Raw genomic sequence first — 20,902 nt, forward strand, 5'->3', positions numbered from 1 at the left:
ATGATCGATTGATGAGGAAGGATCGCAGACGGTTCACGAGGAGGAACGGATGAACCTGTTTTCAATTGCGAAGATTGCGGCAGGAGTGGCCGTGAGCGGCACCATCCTCGCTGCGTGTACCGTCGTGGTCGACGAGGGTCCGGGCTATCGCCCGCCACCGCCCCGACCGACGCCGCCACCGATCGCCTGCACTCGCGAGTACATGCCGGTCTGCGCACAGCGCGGCGGCCAGCGCCGCACATTCGGCAATGCGTGCATGGCGCGCGCGGAGGGCTTCAGCATTCTTGGCGACGGCGAGTGCCGCTCAGGGCCGCCGGCATCCGGTCCTGGCAGCGACTGGAACCGTCCGCCTTCCGGCCCCGGCGGCAACTGGAACCGTCCGCCGGAGCAGCGCGCCTGCACGATGGAGTACCGCCCGGTCTGCGCACGACGCGGCAGCCAGACACGTACCTTCGGAAACGCATGCTCGGCCGAGAGCGAGGGCTTCCAGATCGTCCACAATGGCGAGTGCGGGCGCCCAACGCGCATGTAACGGCTCACGTGGCGCGGGAAACATGCCGCGCCACGGTACCCTGGAGGGCAGAAGGGTTGCCCTTGCTGCCCTACTCGAAATCGCGCCTGATCGCCCTATAATGGGCCATGGAAAAGCGAACCTATAACGATCCGATCCCTGTCATCTCGACGCCGGAGCCGTTTCCGCGTCAGAGCTTTACTGACGCGGCCGAGGCGGTGCGCGCGCTCAAGCAGCTCTATCAGCGCAGCACTGCCTTCCTGCGCGACTCCTTCCAGTCGCTGGCGACCGGCGGCGACCAGCACCAGCGGTTCCGCGCGTTTTATCCGGAAGTCCGGCTGACGACTTCTTCCTACGCCCAGATCGACTCGCGCCTCGCCTACGGCCATGTGACTGGTCCCGGCGAGTACGCCACCACCATTACCCGGCCCGACCTCTTCGAAAACTATCTCACCGAACAGCTTGGGCTGCTGATCCGCAACCACGGAGTGCCGATCACCGTCGGCGACTCCGACACGCCGATCCCGCTGCACTTCGCCTTTCTCGAAGGCACCTATGTCGACAGCAGCGTCGCCGAAGTGCTGCGGCGGCCGCTGCGCGMCCTGTTCGACGTGCCGGACCTCAACACCACTGATGACCACATTTCAAACGGCACCTATGAGCCCGCCCCCGGGGAGCCGATGCCGCTCGCGGCCTTCACTGCCCAACGCATCGACTATTCGCTGCACCGACTCACTCATTATACGGCGACGAGCCCCGAGCATTTCCAGAATTTCGTGCTATTCACGAACTATCAGTTCTACATTGACGAGTTCTGCGCTGTTGCGCGCAAGCTGATGGCTGAGGGCGGCGGTGGCTATGAAGCCTTTGTCGAGCCGGGCAACATCGTCACGCTCGCAGGCTCCGGGCATCCGGACGAAGGCACGACGCCGATCCGCATGCCGCAGATGCCGGCCTATCACCTCAAGAAGCCGGGCAACAACGGCATCACCATGGTCAACATCGGCGTCGGCCCGTCCAACGCCAAGACGATCACCGACCACATCGCGGTGCTGCGGCCGCATGTCTGGCTGATGCTCGGCCACTGCGCGGGCCTGCGCACCAGCCAGGCGCTGGGCGACTATGTGCTGGCACATGCCTATGTCCGCGAAGACCACGTGCTCGACGATGACCTGCCGGTCTGGGTGCCTATCCCAGCGCTTGCGGAAGTCCAGGTCGCACTCGAGGAGGCCGTCGCGGAGGTGACCGGCCTGTCGGGCTACGACCTCAAGCGCATCATGCGCACCGGCACCGTCGCCACCATCGACAACCGCAACTGGGAGCTGCGCGACCAGCGCGGACCGGTGCAGCGGCTTTCGCAGTCGCGGGCCATCGCGCTCGACATGGAGTCGGCCACCATCGCCGCCAACGGCTTCCGCTTCCGCGTGCCCTACGGAACGCTGCTGTGCGTCTCCGACAAGCCGCTGCATGGCGAATTGAAGCTGCCGGGCATGGCGACGGAGTTCTACAAGCGGCAGGTGGCGCAGCACCTGACAATCGGCTTGCGTGCACTGGAGAAGCTGGGGCAAATGCCGTCCGAGCGGCTTCACTCCCGCAAGCTGCGCAGTTTTGCTGAAACCGCCTTCCTGTAGAGCGCGCTCACCTTATGAAATCGACCGTTTTCCGGCTCATCGTGCTCGCCGCCCTAACGGGCATCGCGGCTGCCCTCAGCTTCGGCTATCTCGGGCGGCTGCATCCTGCCCTCGACTCCTTCTCGCATTTCCGCGTGCACTTGGCGGTATTGCTGTTGATCCTTGTTCCCGTCCTCCTGCTGGTCAGGCTGCGGATCGAGGCGCTGTTCGCGGTGCTGCTGGGCGGTCTGACGCTCGGAACGACGCTGTGGGAGGGCGCGGGCGCGACACCCGCGCATGCGAGCAGCGCGGTTGCCGGGCCCGTCTACAAGGTGCTGCATCTCAACGTCTATTACCGCAACGAGCGGCAGGATGCCGTGCTGTCGCTGATTGGCGAGGTGCGGCCTGACGTCGTGATGCTGAACGAGGTCTCCGCGCGCTGGCACGAAAAGGCCAGGCTGCTGGAGGGCATGTACCCCTACACGCTGATCTGCCCGAAGCCAGACGACCTCGGCGGCACCGCGATCCTTTCGCGCCGGCCCTTCGTGACGGGCTTCCATCCCCAATGTGGAGCAAGGGGCGACGTCGCCCACCTCCGTTACGACTTTGGCGGACAGGCAGTCGACATGATCGCGGTGCATCTCGGATGGCCGTGGCCGTTCCACCAGCAGAAGCAGATGCCGCGCGTCCTGCCACTGATGCGCGAGGTCGGACCAACAGCGATTCTCGCCGGCGACCTCAATTCAGCGCCGTGGAGCTACTCTGCCCGCTCGCTGGCCGATGCCGCCGGCGCACGCATCCTGCGCGGGCTCGGCTCCACCTATCTGCACCGGATCGCTCCCGACTGGCTGCGCCGGACAATCGGCTTGCCCATCGACCATGTCATGGTGAAGGGTGCGGTCGTGCCGGTGAAGCTCCAGACCATTGAAGGTGGCAACTCCGACCATTTGCCGGTGCTGTTCGAGTTCACCCTGCTGCCGGAAGAGAAGCCGGCCGAGGTGAGACAGGCGGCGGTAGGGGAGTAAGGGAGTAAGGGAGTAAGGGAGTAAGGGAGTAAGGGTGGCCCGGCGCGGCATTGCCGCAAGCGTCACTTAATCCCTTAGTCCCCTACTCCCCTAAACCCTTACATGTTCGGATAGACAGGACCTTCGCCGCCCTGCGGCGGGACCCAGTTGATGTTCTGGTTCGGGTCCTTGATGTCGCACGTCTTGCAGTGGACGCAGTTCTGCGCGTTGATGACGTAGCGGACATCGACGCCCATCGTGTCGGCCGCGGCGTTGCCGTCAGCATCCACCCATTCGTAGACGCCAGCGGGGCAGTAACGGCTCGACGGACCGGCGAAGACATCGTGCTCCGAGCGCTTCTGCAGGTCCATGTCCTTTACCTGCAGGTGGATCGGCTGGTCTTCCTCGTGATTGGTGTTCGACAGGAACACCGACGACAGGCGGTCGAAGGTCAGCACCCCATCAGGCTTCGGATACTCGATCTTCTTGTGCTTGGAAGCCGGCTCCAGCGACTCCGCGTCGGTCCTGCCGTGCTTCATCGTGCCGAACGGCGAGAAGCCGAAGATCGAGTTGAGCCACATGTCGAGGCCGCCAAGGCCAACGCCGAGCCAAAGGCCGAACTTCGACCACAGCGGCTTCACGTTGCGGACCTTCTTCAAGTCCTTGCCAATGTCGCTGTCGCGCCATGCAGCCTCGTAGCCGGTCAGCTCGTCGTGCTCGCGGCCGGCGGCGATCGCCTCGGCAACATGCTCGGCTGCGAGCATGCCGGAGAGCACTGCATTATGCGAACCCTTGATGCGCGGAACGTTGACGAAGCCTGCGGAGCAGCCGATCAGCGCGCCGCCCGGGAAGCTCAGCTTCGGCACCGACTGGTAGCCGCCTTCGGTGATGGCGCGAGCGCCGTAGGAGATGCGCTTGCCACCCTCAAAGGTCGGAGCGATCGCCGGATGCGTCTTGAAGCGCTGGAATTCCTCGAACGGCGACAGGTACGGGTTCTTGTAGTTCAGGTGAACGACGAAGCCGACCGCGACCAGATTGTCCTCGAGGTGGTAGAGGAACGAGCCGCCGCCGGTCGCGCCACCGAGAGGCCAGCCGAACGAGTGCTGCACCAGACCCGGCTTGTGGTTCTCCGGCTTGACCTGCCACAGCTCCTTGAGGCCGATGCCGAACTTCTGCGGCTCGCGGCCATCCGCTAGGTTGTACTTGGCGATCAGCTTCTTGGCGAGCGAGCCGCGCACGCCCTCACCGATCAGCACGTACTTGCCGAGCAGCGCCATGCCGGGAGCGTAGTTCGGGCCCGGCGTGCCGTCGCGCTCCACGCCCATATCTCCGGTAATGACGCCGGTGACTGCGCCATTCTCGTCATACATGAGGTCGGCTGCAGCAAAGCCCGGATAGATCTCGACGCCCAGCGCTTCGGCGTGGCCAGCGAGCCAGCGGCAGACATTGCCGAGTGAGACGATGTAGTTGCCGTGATTGTTCATCAGCGGCGGCATCAGCACGTTCGGCAGCCGCAGCGRTCCCGCAGGCCCGAGGATCAGGAACTGGTCGTCGGTGACCGGCGTCTTGAACGGATGGTCGCTATCCTCGCGCCAGTTCGGCAGAAGACGGTCAATGCCAATCGGATCGACAACCGCGCCGGAGAGGATGTGTGCGCCGACTTCGCCGCCCTTCTCGAGCACGACGACGGAGAGATCAGGATTGAGTTGCTTCAGGCGGATCGCGGCGGACAGGCCTGCTGGCCCTGCGCCGACGATCACCACGTCGAACTCCATGCTCTCCCGCTCGATATCGCTCATCAGCAGCTCCCTGTGCGTAGACCCGTCGGCATTTCCGTGCTTGCGCTCATATCCTATCGCGCTGCAACGGGAAACAGTCGATATTGTTCAAGCCAAGGTAAGTACCAGTTTCCGCCTATGTATACTGCAGCAGTTCAATTCCTCGGCGGATAGGTGGCGGAATGTCGCCGCAGCGCTTGCAGGACGCCGCCCCGCGGGCGACAATAGGGGATGCTGACCGCGGACCCGAACGCATCCTTCCCTGACCTTGCCGACCTGCTGCGCTTCTACGCCGAAGCGGGCGTCGACGAGCCATTGCTGGAGGAGCCGGTCAACCGCTTCGAGGAGCAGGCTGCTGCGCGTCAGGCCGCGATGGCGGCCGTCACCAAGACGCCGCCGAAAATGCCGGCTCCGGCCGCGCCTGCACGGCCGGCTGCGACGGCGGCCCCGGTTCTCCCCGACGAGGAGCAGGCGGTGCGGGCGCGCGAGCTTGCCGCCAGCGCCCAGTCGCTCGATGAGTTGTGCGAACTGTTGCGCAATTTCGATGGCTGCAACCTGAAGCTGACCGCCAAGAACCTTGTCTTCGCCGACGGCAACCCGCAGCCGGACGTGATGCTGGTGGGCGAGGCTCCCGGGCGGGACGAGGACATCGAAGGACTGCCGTTCGTCGGCCGATCTGGCCGCCTGCTCGATGCGATGCTTGCCGCGATCGGCGTGTCGCGCAAGACCAACGCCTACATTGCCAATGTCGTGCCATGGCGCCCGCCGGGCAACCGCACGCCCACGCCACTCGAAACCGAAATCTGCCGCCCGTTCATCGAGCGGCAGATCGAGCTTGCGCGCCCGAAAATTCTCGTCGCGCTTGGCGGCCCGTCGGCGAAGGTGCTGTTGCATGCGAACGAAGGCATTCTGCGCCTTCGCGGCAACTGGAAGGTCCATCGCACGGCCTCGGGCGTAGAAATCCCGACCATGCCGACGCTGCATCCGGCCTATCTGCTGCGCAACCCAGCGCACAAAAAGCTCGCCTGGCGCGACCTGCTCGAGATCGCGGCCAGGCTCGACCAGATGCGCGCCTGATCAGGCGGCGACCGTATCCGGCCGCCGCAGCGGGATGGCCTCGAGCCACGCGAAGCCCCCCACCGCAACCGCCTGGACGATCACAAATGCCGCGCCCAGCATGTTCGGCTGCACCAGCCCGAGCATCATGATGGCAAGGCTCGCGACTGTCCAGCTCGCGTTGATGAAGACGATCTCCCGCAGCCACGACCTGGGAATTTCAGGCCGGAACGCCATCATCAACAGGAAGGCCGCGATCGGCACGAGCGCGACGCCCGCCCAGAACAGGAGGCCTTCCGGCAAGGCGAGCCAGGCCGAGAGCAGCCCCGCTCCGAAGATGGTGATGGCTGCGGCGGCGAAGCCCATCACGGCATCGGCGATAAGAGTGGCGCGCAGGAATGGTGAGTTCGTAACGGTCATCGGGCATCTCCTTCGGTTGAACCAGGATGCCCTCAGGTTGAGCCACAACGCGGCGCAAAGCGATTACGTGGGAGGTAATAGAAATACGGCGGATCCGCGCCTAGGCTGAGGCGTCCTCAGGGAGGCCGACACGATGGAACAACTGAATGCGGGTGCGTTGATCCGAGAATGGCGCCAGCGGCGCCGTCTGAGCCAGCTGGATCTTGCGCTCGACGCCGAGATTTCACAGCGGCACCTCAGCTTCATCGAAAGCGGCCGCGCAAGACCTTCGCGCGGGATGGTGCTGCGTCTTGCCGAGCAGATGGACGTGCCGCTGCGCCAGCGAAACCGACTTCTGATGGCTGCAGGTTATGCGCCGAGCTTTGGCGAGCGAGAGCTGGATGATCCGGCGCTCAAGCCCGCGCTGGCTGCCGTGGAGCAGGTCCTTATAGGTCACGAACCATTCCCGGCGATCGCAGTGGACAAGGGCTGGAACATGCTCAAGGCGAATGCTTCCGTCGGGCCGCTCCTGGAAAGCATCGAAGACCTCGCCCTGCTTGAGCCGCCCGTCAACGTGCTGCGCCTGTCTCTGCATCCCAAAGGGCTTGCGCCGCGTATCGTCAATCTCGGCCAGTGGCGCACGCACCTTCTGGAGCGCCTGAGATTGCAGATCGAGAACTCGGGCGGCCCGGGGTTGCAGGCGCTCGAAAAGGAACTGTTGTCCTATCCCGGTCCAGCTGCGGCGCATGAACCAGATGCGGCGCACAACATCGCCGTGCCGTTGCGAGTGCGGATGGGGGATCAGGTTCTCAGCTTCATCAGCACGATCACCGTGTTCGGCACGCCTCTCGATGTCACGCTGTCAGAGCTAGCGATCGAGTCGTTCTTCCCCGCAGATACCGAAACCGGGGACTATCTGCGCCAGCTCGCCACCGCGACGTGACTATTGGGGCGGCGATACCTTCTTCGCCTTTGCCCGTTCGAGACCGAGCTGACGCTCGCGCACGACGATGAAGATGCCGGCGCTGATGACGATGGCGCCGCCCACCAGCGTGTAGATCGTCGGCAGCTCACCGAAGACGAGATATGCGAAGACGATCCCAAGCAGCAGCGACGTATACTCGAACGGTGCGACGACCGACGCCTCGGCATAGCGGTACGCCTCTGTCATCAGGATCTGCGCGAGGCCGCCGCAGATGCCCGCGCCGATCAGCGACGCGACCTGGTATGGCTCAAGAGCGTTCCACCCGAACGGGATGGTGAAGAGCGAGATCACCGTCGCGCTGGCCGAGAACCAGATGACGATGGTCGACGTACGCTCGGTATGGACCAGCTTGCGGACCAGCAGCATCGCGATCGCCGACATGGTCGCACCGCCGAAGGCGGCAAGGACGCCAATTGCCTGTCCTGTTTCAGCCGGTGCGCCGGACGAGAATAACGTCAGCTTCGGCCACGAGACGACCACGACGCCGAACAGGCCGACGATGACTGCCGACCAGCGGTAGACGCGGATCAGCTCGCCCATAAACAGCGCGCTGAAGACGACGACCAGCAGGGGCTGGGCGTAGTTCAGGGTGATCGCGTCGGGCAGCGGCAGCCGGGTCAGTGCGAAAAAGCCGAGGCCCATCGAGCTGACACCGACGAGGCCGCGCATGATGTGCCCGACCGGATTTTTAGTGCGCCAGGCGCCCTTCATCTGGCCCTGCAACCACAAGACCAGCATGATTGGCGGAATGGCAAATAAGGACCGGAAGAAGACGATCTGGCCGGCGGGTACGTCGCCGGCCACCTTGATCAGGCCATTCATCATCACGAAGATGGCCACCGAAGCGACCTTGAGGAGGATGCCGTGAACCGCGTTCTCAGCTTGGCTGGAAGATTCGACCGGCAATCAGGCCCCCTCAGTTACGTGACGTCGCCTCCCTGATCGCTGACCAGACACGATTCGGCGTCGCTGGCATGTCGATATGGTCTATTCCGTACGCTCTGTGAAGGGCGTCCTTGACCGCGTTCATCACCGCGGGAGCCGCACCGATCGTACCAGCCTCGCCTGCTCCCTTGATGCCAAGCGCATTGGTCGTCGAGGGCACGTTGCGGGTCGAGAAGTTGAAGTTCGGGAAGTTGTCGGCGCGCGGCATGCAATAGTCCATGAAGGTCGCCGTCTGGAGCTGCCCATCCTCGCCATACACCGTGTTTTCGTAGAGCGCCTGCGCGACGCCCTGGGCGATGCCGCCATGCACCTGTCCGGCGAGCAGCACCGGGTTCACGGTGATGCCGAAGTCGTCGACGCTGACGTAGTTGACGACATCGACCTCGCCGGTCTCCGGATCGATCTCAACTTCGCAGACGTGGGTGCCGTTCGGATAGGTCGCTTCGTTCTGGACGAACTCGCCGAAGCCCTTCAGGTCATCGGGCGACTTCGCCGCCTTTGCGATTGCCGAATAATCCATGCGGCGGTCGGTGCCGACGATGCGCGCCTCACCGTCGACGAGTTCGATGTCGGCGGGCGAGGCTTCGAGCTCGTCCGCGGCAATCTTGCGGATCTTTTCGGCGAGGTTCTCGCCGGCGCGGGCGGCCGAAACGCCGCCGAGCGGAATCGAACGCGAGCCGCCGGTGCCGCCTCCCTTGGGCAGACGGTCGCTGTCTCCCTGGATCACCTTGATGCGGCTGGGGTCGAGGCCGAGCGTGTCGGCAACGAACTGCGTGTATGCGGTGGCGTGGCCCTGGCCGTTCGACTGGGTGCCGATGTCGAGCGTGACGGAGCCGTCTTCCTCGAGCTTCACATGCACCGCTTCCGAGCCCGGGAAGGCGCAGGCCTCGACATAGGACGCCATGCCGATGCCTCTGATCTTTCCGCGTGACGTCGCTTCCGCGAGCCGGGCTTCGAAGCCCGCCCAGCCGGCAACCTCCATCGCCTTTTCCATGTGCCCCTGGAACTCGCCGGTGTCGTAGAGACGGCCGGTCTGCGTGCGGTAGGGAAGCTGCTCCGGCTTGATGAAGTTGCGGCGGCGGATCTCGTCCGGCGTGAGTCCAAGGTCGCGCGCACAGGCATCAACCAGCGTCTCGACCAGGAAGGCCGCTTCCGGACGGCCCGCGCCACGATAGGCGTCGATCGGGGCGGTGTTGGTGTAGACCCCGAGGATCGAGACATCGAGCGCCTGAATGTCATAAACGCCGGTCGACATGGTCGCGCCGATGAAGGGGATCAGCGGGCCGACCTGATGGGCATAGGCGCCGAGATTGGCGATCATGCGCACGCGCATGCCGAGGAAGCGGCCGTTCTCGTCGAGCGCCATCTCGGCTTCAGTGACGTTGTCGCGCCCGTGGGCATCGACAAGGAAATGTTCGGTGCGGTCGCCGGTCCACTTCACCGGACGGCCCAGCCGCTTTGCAGCTTCCAGCACCAGCGGATGCTCGCGATAGGTGCAGGCCTTCGGGCCAAAGCCGCCGCCGACGTCCGGCGTCACCACGCGGATCGTCTCCTGCGGCACGTTGAAGACCTGGTCGGCGAGGATCCTGCGCATCGAGTGCACGCCCTGCGAACCGGTCGTGAGGACGAAGCGCTCCTCGTCGGCGAGCCATTCGCCGATCGCCGCGCGCGGCTCCATGTAGTTGCTGACGAGGCGGTTGTTGAGGACGCTTATCTTCGTCACGTGCGCCGCTTTCGCGAACGCCTCGTTGGTCCGCGCCTCGTCGCCGAGCTTGTATTCGAACGCCTTGTCGGGTGAGGTCGCGGTGTCGGCTATCGCCTCCTCCGCCTCGTACTCGATCTCGATCAGTTCGGCGGCGTCCTGCGCCTGCGCGCGGGTCTCGGCGACGACGAAGGCAACCGCATCGCCGACATGCTCGACCCGGTCGCGGCAGAGAATCGGAATGTCGCGCGTCGGGGCCTTCGTGCCGTCCGGCTGCGGCATCATCAGCGTGGACCTGAGGTCGCCGAGGTGCGCGAGATCAGCGCCCGTCAGGACGAGATGAACACCGTCCGCCTCCCGCGCGGCCTCGGTCGAGGTGATGGTGAACGTGCCCTTGGCGATGGGCGAGCGCAGCACGTAGCCGTGCAGCATGCCTTCCTGGCGAATGTCGTCGGTGTAGCGTCCCTTCCCCGTGATGAAAGAGCTGTCCTCGAGACGCAGGACAGACGCACCTATCCCGAACTTGGGCGTCATGACGGTCATTGATTTTCCTCCCTCGGGGCCGCATCTGGCGCCCGGTGCAATTGTATACACTCGTTCCAGTTTTGCCGAGCGCCAGTATCATGTAAAGACCGAATGCAGATTTTGACGCGGCTTTGCGTGGCCGCGATACGAAGGAAAGTTCAGGGTTATGCGTCAGGACACGGGCAAGGTATTCCGGATCGAAGACTATCGGCCGACGGAGTACTTCATACCGCAGACCAGGTTGCTCTTCGTCCTGTCGCCGCAAGAAACGATCGTCACCGCCGAGCTGGAGATCGAACGCCGGGACGGCACCGCCCCCGGCACGCCGCTAGAGCTCGACGGCGACGAGCTTGAGTGCCTCGGCGTCGAGATCAACGGCGTCGCCGCCGCTGATGGCTCCTATGAAGCCACGGTCGACAAGCTGACCCTCCACAACCCGCCGCAGGACAAGAGCTTCCGCCTGAAGGTCGTCACGAAGCTCAACCCGTCGCGCAACAGCGAACTGATGGGTCTCTACGTATCGAAGGGGGTCTATTGCACCCAGTGCGAGCCGGAAGGTTTCCGCCGCATCACCTACTTCATCGACCGGCCGGACATGCTCTCGGTTTACACGGTCCGCATCGAGGGGGATCAGACGGCTGCTCCCCTGCTGCTTTCCAATGGCAACATGGTCGAGAGCGGCCAGCTCGACGGCGGTCGCCACTTCGCCGTCTGGCACGACCCGTTCCCGAAGCCGTCCTACCTCTTCGCGCTCGTTGCGGGTGACCTCGCCGGGCTGAAGGACGAATTCATCACCGCATCCGGGCGCAAGGTCGCGCTCGGCATCTATGTCGAGCATGGCAAGGAGTCGCGCGCGGCCTATGCGATGGACGCGCTCAAGCGCTCGATAAAGTGGGACGAGGAGGTGTTCGGGCTCGAATATGACCTCGATGTCTTCAACATCGTTGCCGTCAGCGACTTCAACATGGGCGCGATGGAAAACAAGGGCCTCAACATCTTCAACGACAAGTATGTACTTGCCGACGAGGCCACCGCGACCGACGCCGACTTCGCCAATATCGAGGCAATCATCGCCCACGAATACTTCCACAACTGGACAGGCAACCGCATCACCTGCCGCGACTGGTTCCAGCTGTGCCTGAAGGAGGGCCTGACCGTCTTCCGCGATCACGAATTCTCGGCTGACCAACGCTCGCGCGCCGTCAAGCGAATTGCCGAAGTACGGACGCTTCGCGCCCACCAGTTCCCGGAGGACCAGGGGCCGCTCGCGCACCCGGTGCGCCCGCGCCGCTACCGCGAGATCAACAACTTCTACACCTCGACTGTCTACGAGAAGGGATCCGAGGTGGTGCGGATGATCCGCACGATTCTCGGCGCGGAAAAATTCCGCGAGGGCATGAGCCTCTACATCAAGCGGCATGACGGCGATGCCGCCACGATCGAGGACTTCCTCAAGGCATTCGAGGACGCCTCCGGTGTCGACCTCTCGCAGTTCGCGCTCTGGTACCACCAGGCCGGCACGCCGAACCTGACGATCTCCACCGCCTACGACCAGCAGGCAAAGACCTACACGCTGGAGATCGAGCAGTCGGTGCCGCCGACGCCCTCGGAAAGCCGCAAGCGGCCGATGCACATTCCGCTTGCCTTCGGGCTGGTCGGCCCCGAGGGCGAAGACCTGCAGCCGACGGCTGTCGACGGCGCCACGGTTTCGAACGGCGTCATCCACGTCAAGAAGCGCCGGCACACCGTCCGCTTCGAGGGCATTCCGACGCGCCCTGCCCTGTCGCTCAACCGCAGCTTCTCGGCCCCGGTGACGATCTCGATCGAGCAGCGGCCCGACGATCTCCTGTTCCTCGCCCGCAAGGACAGCGACCTGTTCTCGCGCTGGCAGGCGCTCAACACGCTGTTCACCGATGCGCTGGTGCAGGGCTTCAAGGCGGTGCGCGGCCAGAAGCAGCCGCAGTTCGGCGAAGGCCTGGTCCGTGCTGCGGGCGAGATTGCTGTGGACGATACGCTCGAGCCGGCCTTCCGCGCCCTGGCGCTGACCCTGCCAGCCGAAGCCGACATTGCCCGAGAGATCGGCTCCAACATCGATCCCGATGCGATCTTCGTGGCGCGCGAGGCGCTGATGCAGACGATCGCCACGGCTAACGTCGATGGCTTTGCGGAGATCTACAACTCGTTTGCCGAGAGCGGCCCGTTCCGCCCCGACGCCGAGAGCGCCGGCCGCAGGGCGCTGCGCAACACGTTGCTCGACTACCTGTCCGTCGCTGCCGACAGTGCAGAACAGGCAGCAAGCCAGTTCGCTGCTGCGACCAATATGACCGACAAGTCGGCAGCGCTCGCGATCCTCGCGCACCGCTTCCCAAACGACGAGCGGACGGCAGAGGCACTGGCGAAGTTCGAGGCCGAGTTCGGCTCCGATCCGCTGGTCATGGACAAGTGGTACCAGATCCAAGCGACGATCCCCGGCTCCGGCGCCGTGGAGCGCGTCAAGTCGCTGATGGAGCACAAGGGCTTTGCCCTTTCCAACCCCAACCGCGTGCGCGCGCTGGTGGGCTCCTTTTCGACGCTCAACCAGACCGGCTTCCATCAGGAAGACGGCTCAGGCTACCGCTTCTTCGCCGAGACGGTGCTGAAGATCGAGAAGGGCAATCCGCAGCTTGCGGCACGTCTTGCAACGGCCATGCGATCCTGGCGCTCGCTCGAGCCGGTGCGCCGCGAGGCTGCCCGTGAGGCCCTGGTCGCCATGGCAGCGCCGAAGGACCTCTCCACGGACCTTCGCGACATCGTCGAGCGGACGCTCGCCTGACCGAAGTTACGGTTAACGAATCGTAACTTTTTTGCCCTGTCCCCACTGGACAGGGCGAATCACCTCTGATTCCTTAATGACGATTCGGATGTGCGGCGTTGCCGGATCATCAGGTGCAATTGGGGAGCCACATCGATGGCAAACGCGGACGCGTGGAGCGCGCCCGATGGGGATTTTCATGCGCGTCAATCGGCGGCGCAGACGGCCAGCCGGTCGATCTCGTGCCGTGCGCGCATGCTTGCTGCCCCTGCCTATCAGCGGCTGCTGGCGCTGGAGCCCTATTTGCGCCGTATCGTCCCGATTCTGATCATTGTCTTCCTGGTCGTCATCGCCGGCACCCGCACGCTTGCGCTGCTCGCGCAGCGTGACGACGTCGAGCGCACCGCGCGCGGCATGCTGACGCTCGCCACCGCGCAGATGACCGAGTCGATGGAAGCGCAGCAGCTGCGCAGCGAAGGTGCGTTCCCTGATCCGCAGCCGCTTCTTGAAGAGATCGCCGCCCAGGGCGCGCTGACTTCCAGCCACGTGCTGCTCGTCACCGACGCAAGCTTTGCCGTGCGCGCCGCCTCGCCGGCGGGAAGCGCGTGGATTGGCAAGCCGCTCGACGGCTTCATCCATGGGGGCCAGCCGCTGTTCCTGTTCGGCACCCGCGCCGGCGTAATGGAAGTCCAGGTCGACGGACAGCCATGGTTTGCGGCAATGGGAATCAGCGAGGACCGCAAGTTTGCGACCGTCGCGATGATTTCGCAGTCGGCGGTGTTCGCCGACTGGCGCCGCAACGCGACGCTGAACGTTACGCTCTACGTCATCACCGCCGTCGTGCTGCTGGTCGTGCTCTATGCCTATTTCGGCCAGGCTGCGCGGGCGCAGGCCGCCGACCGCCTCTATCTCGAGGCGCATGAGCGCGTGGACCTTGCGCTGGTGCGCGGCCGATGCGGTCTGTGGGACTGGGACATGGTGCGCGGCAAGATGTACTGGTCGCGCTCGATGTACGAGATGCTGGGCTATGAGCCCACCGAGGCGATGCTGTCGTTCGGCGTCGTCGCCGAGATCATTCATCCCGACGACGTCGACCTGTTCGATCTCGCCAACAAGATCGTCGCTGGCGAAATCGACCAGATCGACCAGGTCTTCCGCATGCGCCATGCCGACGGCCAGTGGATGTGGATCCGCGCCAAGGCGCAGGTGAAGGACCCCGAGGCGCCGGAAATGCACCTCGTCGGCATCGCCGTCGACATTTCCGAGCAGCAGCGGCTTGCCCAGCGCTCGGAAACGGCCGACCTGCGGCTGCGCACCGCAATCGAGAGCATTTCGGAATCCTTCGTCCTGTGGGATGCGTTCGACTGCCTGGTGATGTGCAACTCCAAGTACAAGCAGGATTACGGGCTTTCCGACCACGACGTCATTCCGGGCACGCCACGCGTCGAGATCGAGAAGAAGATGATGGCGCTCGCCTATGAGCGCAGGCTGGCAAGCCCGAATGGCCCGCACAGCGGCGCCACCTACGAGCGTCAACTCGCCGACGGGCGCTGGCTGCAGGTCAACGAGCTGCGCACGCGCGACGGCGGCATGGTGTCGATCGGCGCGGACATCACCCAGCTCAAGCAGCAGCAGGAGAAGCTGACCGACAGCGAGCGGCGCCTGATGGCGACGATCCACGACCTGTCGCTGGCGCGCCGCGCCGAGGGCGAGCGCACTGCCGAACTCGTCGAGCTGAACCGCAAGTACATGAAGGAAACCGAGCGCGCCGAAGCCGCGAACCGAGCGAAATCTGAATTCCTCGCCAATATGAGCCATGAGCTGCGTACGCCGCTCAACGCCATCATCGGCTTCTCGGAGATGATGCAGCAGGCCTATTTCGGCCCGCTCGGCTCGGAGAAATACGTGGAGTATGTCGCTGACATCCACTCTTCCGGCCTCTACCTCCTTGGCGTCATCAACGACATCCTCGACATGTCGAAGATCGAAGCTGGCCAGTTCTCGATCGACCGCGAGCGGATCGACCTGCACCCGCTGATCCTCGAGACGGTGCGCGTCGTGGCGCTGCAGGCGGCGGAGAAGTCGATCACGCTGTCGACCCAGATCGACGAGGGGCTGGTGCTGCATGCCGACCGCCGCGCGATCAAGCAGATCGTCATCAACCTTCTCTCCAACGCGGTGAAGTTCACCGGCCACGGCGGCAAGGTGACGATGCGCGCCCGCAAGGCCGGCGGCGCGATCACCCTCAGCATCGAGGACAATGGCTGCGGCATTCCGAAGGACGCGCTCAAGAAGCTCGGCCGTCCGTTCGAGCAGGTACAGAACCAGTTCTCGAAGAACCACACCGGCTCGGGCCTTGGTCTTGCCATTTCGCGCTCGCTTGCCGAACTGCATGGCGGCGCGTTGAAGATCCGTTCGACCGAGAATGTCGGCACCATCGTCTCGGTGCGCATTCCGATCCGCCCCGTGAAGGTGGCGCCGAAGAAGGCCGCCTGAGCAGCCCCTTCCCAAATCAGGCTGAAAGCAGCTTCTTGAACGCGTCGGACACGGTGGCTGCCGTGTCCTTGATGTGCGCCTGGAGAACGTCAATGCTTGGCAGGTCTGTGCTGCGCAGAAGCAGGTCGGCAACGCCCGGCGGCACGTCGTCCGGTTCGAGTGGACCGGTCAGGCATAGCCGCACGATCTGCGTCAGTGACAGGTAAAGCTCGTAGGCGCGCACGAGATCGTCGCGCGTCTTGGGACTGCAGAACTCCGGCGTCAGCCGCGCCAGCGCATCTCCGGTCGAGGTAGGCGGCCACTCGCCCGGCTCGATGTTGCCGGTAAGCCGCGCGCACTGGGCGGTGAACTCAAGATCGATCTGGCCACCTGAAATCAGCTTCAAATCCCAGATGTTGCGGGGCGGCTTTTCCTGCGCGATCGTCGCGCGCATCTCGCGCGCGTCCTTGAAGATTTTCTTCGGCTCGCGGTCGAGCGCGATGATCTGCGCCACCTCCTCATCGGCCTCCTTGCAGAGGCTTTCGTCGCCTGCAATCGCGCGGCCGCGCGTCAGCGCCATGTGCTCCCAGGTCCATGCCTCGGTGCGCTGGTATTTGCGGAAGGCATCGATATGGGTGGCCACGGGCCCCTTGTTGCCGGAGGGGCGCAGACGGAGATCGAGCTCATAAAGCACGCCCTCGGCCGTCGGCGCGGAAACAGCTGCGATCAGGCGCTGGGTGAGACGCGCATAGTAGTGTGAAGGGGCAAGGCCCTTCTCCCCGTCGGATTCGTCGGCGTCCGGGTCGTGATCGTAGAGCAGGATGAGGTCGACGTCGGAGCCGGCTGTCAGCTCCCGGCTGCCGAGCTTGCCCATTCCGAGAATCGCGACGCGTCCGCCTGGCACGCGGCCATGGCGGATGGCAAACTCTTCCTGCACGGCGGCTAGCGCCGCGCCTATCGTCAGATCGGCAAGGTCAGAAAACGCCTTGCCGGCGCGCACGGCATCGATCGCGCCTTTCATCAGGCGCACGCCGATCAGGAATTGCTGCTCGGCCGCAAAGATGCGCAGGCGGTCGAGCTTTTCCTCGTGCAGCTCCGCGCCCTGTAGGAACGCGTCGAGCCGCGCGGAGAGGTAGGCCTTGTTCGGCAGCTCCGACAGCAGCGCCGGGTCGAGCAGCCCGTCGAAGACGTGCGGGCGGCGGGTGATGATCGCGGCAAGCCGCGGCGCCGCGCCCATGATGGTGGCAAGCAGGTCGAGCAGCGCGGGATTGGACTGGAGCAGCGAGAACAGCTGGATGCCCGCGGGAAGCCCCGCCAGAAACTCATCGAAGCGCAGTAGCGCCTCGTCGGCGCGCCTGGTGCGGCCGAAGGTTTCGAGCAGTGCTGGCGTCAACTCCGTCAAACGCTCGCGCGCCTCCGACGATTGCGTCGCGCGGTAGCGCCCAAAGTGCCACGTCCGGATCACGCGGCAGATGTCGCTCGGCCGGGAGAAGCCGAGTTCCGAAAGCGTCTGCAGGGTCGAGGGGTCATCTACGTCGCCGGTGAAGACGAGGTTGCCGACGCCGCGCGACAGCTGCGGCGCCGTCTCGAACAGGGCTGCATAGTGGCTCTCGACCAGCAGCAGCGACTTGCGGAAGGATGCCGAGAATTCCTCGGCACTGGCAAAGCCAACCATACGTGCAATGCGCTCCAGCCCCTCGTCGTCCTCGGGCAAATTGTGGGTCTGCTCGTCGGCGACCATCTGGATGGCGTGCTCGACGTCGCGCAGGAACCAGTACTGGGCCGTCAGCGCATCGCGCGCGTCGGGCGTGATCCAGCCGCGCTCGGCCAGCACCTTCAGCATCTCGATTGTCTCCCGGCCGCGCAGTTCCGGGAAACGCCCGCCCGCGATTAGCTGCTGTGTCTGCACGAAGAATTCGATCTCTCGGATGCCGCCACGACCAAGCTTGACGTTGTGACCTTTCACGGCCACCTCGCCGTGGCCCTTGTGGGCATGGATCTGGCGCTTGATCGAATGAACGTCCGCGATCGCCGCAAAGTCCATGTACTTGCGCCAGACATAGGGCGTCAGTTCCTTGAGGAAGGCATTACCCGCCTCGATGTCACCGGCGACCGGGCGCGCCTTGATCATCGCCGCGCGCTCCCAGTTCTGGCCCCTGCCCTCATAGTAGATCAGCGCAGCCTCGACCGGGATTGCTAGCGGCGTCGAGCCGGGGTCGGGGCGGAGGCGCAGGTCGGTGCGGAAAACATAGCCGTGCTCGGTGCGGTCCTGGAGGATGCGCACCAGCCGCCGCGTCAGGCGCACGAAAGTATCGGCCGCCTCGTAAGGTTCCGGCACCGCCGGGGCGAACGGATCGAAGAAGATGATGAGGTCGATGTCGGAGGAAAAGTTCAGCTCACGCGCGCCGAGCTTACCCATGCCCAGCACGATCCAGCCGGATTTTTCCGCCGGCTTCGCCAGATCAACGAGCTTCAGCTTGCCCGTCCGATTGGCTTCGAGGAGCAGGAAGTCTATGGCGGTCGCGACGCAGGCGTCCGCGAGATCGCTGAGGCGGCGGACGGTAACGGAGGCGTCGGCCGCGCCGGCAAGGTCGGCAAGCGCGATCAGGAAATGCGCCTCACCCTTGGCTTCGCGCAGCTCCTTCATCAGCAGAGATTCGCTCTGCCCCTGGCGGGTGCCGAGGGCGCGGATCTGCTCGTTGATCTCCTTCAGCCGCTGGGAAAGAGGCGTAGAGAAGAGGTTCTCCAGCGCCGCGAGGTAGCGACGGGCGCAGCCTTTAAGAAAGGGAGAGAGATCGAAGGCCGCGCCGAGGAAGGCCGCCAGCGGCGACTTGCCATGCAGCAGCGCCGCGGTCTTCCCGTAGCCGCCCTCCCTGGCGGCGTCAGCCAAGTCGCTCAGGCCTTCCGCTGCCGCCTTCGCATCCAGCGGTTCCAGATGAATGACCGTAGTTCCGAACCAGGTCTCGCCGTTCTCAGCCTTGCTCATCTTTGTGCGAATCCTCCCGGAAGATCATCCGCACGGATAGTCCGGGGTTTCGCCCTGCCAATTCAAGCCTCCCGTGATGAAATTCCATCACGGCCTTGGCGAGGCTAAGGCCGAGGCCAGATCCCGGCTGCGAGCGGCTCCGCTCGAGACGCACGAAGCGCTCCGTCGCGCGGTCGCGATCCTCGTCCGGAATGCCCGGGCCGTTGTCGGCGACTTCGATGACGTAGCCGTCATCCTCGCGGCCAAGCGAGACCTGCACCTTCGGTGCCTCGCCAGAGCCCGCCGAGTACTTGATTGCATTGTCGACGATGTTGGACAGCGCCTGCGCGACCAGCTCGCGGTTGGCGGTGATGCTCGCCTCGCCCGCGATCGAGGCCTCGATGGTCACACCCATCTCTTCTGCAACTGGCTCGTAGAGCTCCACGACGTCGGCAACGGTTTGTTGGAGGTCGACGGTTGTAGTCTGCTCTGACGATTGGCCAGCCTCGAGACGCGAGATCATCAGGATCGCGTTGAAGGTGCGGATAAGCTGGTCCGACTCGCGGATGGTCGCCTCCAGCGCCTCGCGGTAGTCGGCGTCCCGGGGATCGCCCGCAAGTGCTGCCTCGGCGCGGTTGCGCAGGCGCGTGAGCGGCGTCTTGAGGTCGTGGGCAATGTTGTCGGAGACCTGCTTGAGGCCATCGTTCAGCCGGGCGATGCGCGCCAGCATAACGTTGAGGTTCTGCGACAGGCGGTCGAACTCATCGCCGGTGCCACTCACCGGCAGGCGTTCAGACAGGTCGCCCGCCATGATCCGCCGGCTCGCCTCCGAGACGGTATCGATGCGGCGCAGCGCCCGGCGGCCGACGAAGAACCAGATCACGGCGGCACCAATCCCCATCATGCCGAAGGCGAGGATCAGCGAACGGTTGACGATGTCGCGAACGATCTGCGGCTCGCCGAGGTCGCGGCCGACGAGCAGGATCATCTGGTTGGGAAGGCGCAGCACCAGCGCGACGGCCTGGTGGCCGCTGAACTCCGCCTGTTCTTCGCCCTCTTCGGTCGTCGCCGCACTCCTGTCGCCATAGCGCCGATATGCGAAGGGGCGTCCGGTCCAGCCGTCGCCCTCGAGCACGCCCGGCTCAATGCTCTCGACGTTTCCAGACAGAATACGCCCGTTCGGATCTGCCAGCAGGTAGAGATTGGCGCCGGGCTGACGCGAGCGGACCTCAACGAAGCGCACCAGCGCCGGCAGGCTGCCGCGCTGGTAGGCTCGCGACAACACCTCCATCTCCTCGGCGATAGTCTCCTGCGTCTGGGCGGTCAGCATGCTCACCGACAGCGACGACATGTAGAAGACCAGCACTGCCGCGCAGAGCGCGAACAGCACCATGAACATCGCAGTGAGGCGTGCCGCCGTCGTGCGCAGGACCGCGGGCAGCATCATCCGGCCTTCAGCATGTAGCCGGCGCCGCGGATGGTGTGGAGGACGGGCGTTTCGTACCCCTTCTCGATCTTCGAGCGCAGCCGCGAGACGTGTACGTCGATGACGTTGGTCTGCGGGTCGAAATGATAGTCCCAGACGTTTTCGAGCAGCATGGTACGGGTCACCACCTGCCCGGCATGGCGCATCAGATATTCGAGCAGACGAAACTCGCGCGGCTGCAGCGGGATCTCCTTGCCAGCACGCTTGACGGTGTGAGAGAGCCGGTCGAGCTCAAGGTCGCCGACGCGGTAGACGGTCTCGACCTCGCGCGGACTGCCGCGGCGCTCCAGCACTTCGACGCGGGCAAGCAGCTCACTGAAGGCATAGGGCTTGGTGAGGTAATCGTCGCCGCCGGCGCGGAGGCCGGTGACCCGGTCGTCGACCTCGCCCAGCGCCGAGAGGATCAGCACCGGCGTTGTAATGCCGCTGGTACGCAGCCCTGAAATCACGGAAAGGCCGTCGCGGCGCGGCAGCATGCGGTCGACGACGAGAACGTCGTAGTCGCCGTCCAGCGCCAGCTGGTAGCCGCTGTCGCCGTCGAAGGTGACATGCGCGTTGTGGCCCGCTTCGCCGAGAGCCTTCTGCAGGTACTCCGCGGCTTCGCGGTCATCTTCAATGACAAGAATCTTCATGGGCGCGACTATACGCGAAAAAGGAAGGAGGCGACGGC

At 64.7% G+C, this 20,902-nt stretch carries 14 protein-coding genes; 7 read left to right on the forward strand and 7 right to left on the reverse strand.

Going from position 1 to position 20,902, the window contains the following annotated elements; genetic code table 11:
• Nucleotides 1-49 precede the first annotated feature (49 nt).
• From L610_RS03340 to L610_RS03350, 3 genes are all read left to right on the forward strand, one after another.
• Nucleotides 50-532: a Kazal-type serine protease inhibitor domain-containing protein gene (locus L610_RS03340; RefSeq protein WP_144702459.1), complete on the forward strand. Its 483-nt coding sequence runs from the start codon at nt 50-52 to the stop codon at nt 530-532.
• A 107-nt stretch (nt 533-639) separates the two neighbouring features.
• Nucleotides 640-2,142, forward strand: coding sequence for an AMP nucleosidase (locus tag L610_RS03345; protein WP_144702462.1), 1,503 nt, complete (start codon nt 640-642; stop codon nt 2,140-2,142).
• Nucleotides 2,143-2,156: 14 nt separating this feature from the next.
• Complete coding sequence (locus L610_RS03350; RefSeq protein WP_144702465.1) at nt 2,157-3,146, forward strand: endonuclease/exonuclease/phosphatase family protein; 990 nt, start codon at nt 2,157-2,159, stop codon at nt 3,144-3,146.
• A gap of 98 nt (nt 3,147-3,244) precedes the next feature.
• On the opposite strand, the gene L610_RS03355 is transcribed toward L610_RS03350, so the two are convergent.
• Nucleotides 3,245-4,924 carry an electron transfer flavoprotein-ubiquinone oxidoreductase gene (locus L610_RS03355; protein ID WP_144702468.1) on the reverse strand — a complete coding sequence of 560 codons (1,680 nt, stop codon included), beginning with the start codon at nt 4,922-4,924 and terminating at the stop codon, nt 3,245-3,247.
• Between the two features lie 210 nt (nt 4,925-5,134).
• On the opposite strand from L610_RS03355, the gene L610_RS03360 reads away from it, so the two are divergent.
• Complete coding sequence (locus tag L610_RS03360) at nt 5,135-5,980, forward strand: uracil-DNA glycosylase family protein (protein ID WP_144702471.1); 846 nt, start codon at nt 5,135-5,137, stop codon at nt 5,978-5,980.
• On the opposite strand, the gene L610_RS03365 is transcribed toward L610_RS03360, so the two are convergent.
• A complete protein-coding gene (locus L610_RS03365) occupies nt 5,981-6,379 on the reverse strand; it encodes a hypothetical protein (RefSeq protein ID WP_024848077.1) in 399 nt (132 codons plus the stop codon). It lies immediately after the preceding gene.
• A 133-nt stretch (nt 6,380-6,512) separates the two neighbouring features.
• On the opposite strand from L610_RS03365, the gene L610_RS03370 reads away from it, so the two are divergent.
• A complete protein-coding gene (locus L610_RS03370; RefSeq protein WP_144702473.1) occupies nt 6,513-7,301 on the forward strand; it encodes a helix-turn-helix domain-containing protein in 789 nt (262 codons plus the stop codon).
• Here the strand turns inward: L610_RS03370 and L610_RS03375 are convergent, their stop codons facing one another.
• The gene (locus L610_RS03375; RefSeq protein ID WP_024848079.1) at nt 7,302-8,249 is read right to left on the reverse strand and encodes a DMT family transporter; all 948 of its coding nucleotides are present in this window, start codon (nt 8,247-8,249) and stop codon (nt 7,302-7,304) included.
• A gap of 10 nt (nt 8,250-8,259) precedes the next feature.
• Nucleotides 8,260-10,533, reverse strand: coding sequence for a xanthine dehydrogenase family protein molybdopterin-binding subunit (locus tag L610_RS03380; protein ID WP_024848080.1), 2,274 nt, complete (start codon nt 10,531-10,533; stop codon nt 8,260-8,262).
• 148 nt (nt 10,534-10,681) lie between these two features.
• Here L610_RS03380 and pepN point away from each other — a divergent pair, with 148 nt between their 5' ends.
• A complete protein-coding gene (gene pepN, locus L610_RS03385; RefSeq protein WP_024848081.1) occupies nt 10,682-13,327 on the forward strand; it encodes an aminopeptidase N in 2,646 nt (881 codons plus the stop codon).
• Between the two features lie 135 nt (nt 13,328-13,462).
• Nucleotides 13,463-15,802, forward strand: coding sequence for a PAS domain-containing sensor histidine kinase (locus tag L610_RS03390; protein WP_144702476.1), 2,340 nt, complete (start codon nt 13,463-13,465; stop codon nt 15,800-15,802).
• 16 nt (nt 15,803-15,818) lie between these two features.
• Here the strand turns inward: L610_RS03390 and L610_RS03395 are convergent, their stop codons facing one another.
• The 3 genes from L610_RS03395 to L610_RS03405 are packed head-to-tail and all read right to left on the reverse strand — an operon-like array spanning nt 15,819 to nt 20,864.
• The gene (locus L610_RS03395) at nt 15,819-18,767 is read right to left on the reverse strand and encodes a bifunctional [glutamine synthetase] adenylyltransferase/[glutamine synthetase]-adenylyl-L-tyrosine phosphorylase (protein WP_144702479.1); all 2,949 of its coding nucleotides are present in this window, start codon (nt 18,765-18,767) and stop codon (nt 15,819-15,821) included.
• On the reverse strand, nt 18,754-20,193 hold the full coding sequence (locus tag L610_RS03400; RefSeq protein ID WP_024848084.1) for a cell wall metabolism sensor histidine kinase WalK: 1,440 nt from the start codon (nt 20,191-20,193) through the stop codon (nt 18,754-18,756). Before L610_RS03400 ends, L610_RS03395 begins: the two co-directional genes overlap by 14 nt.
• Nucleotides 20,190-20,864, reverse strand: coding sequence for a response regulator transcription factor (locus tag L610_RS03405; RefSeq protein ID WP_024848085.1), 675 nt, complete (start codon nt 20,862-20,864; stop codon nt 20,190-20,192). Before L610_RS03405 ends, L610_RS03400 begins: the two co-directional genes overlap by 4 nt.
• Nucleotides 20,865-20,902 lie beyond the last annotated feature (38 nt).

This window comes from Aminobacter sp. J44 (assembly GCF_007829415.1).
Taxonomy (GTDB): domain Bacteria; phylum Pseudomonadota; class Alphaproteobacteria; order Rhizobiales; family Rhizobiaceae; genus Aerobium.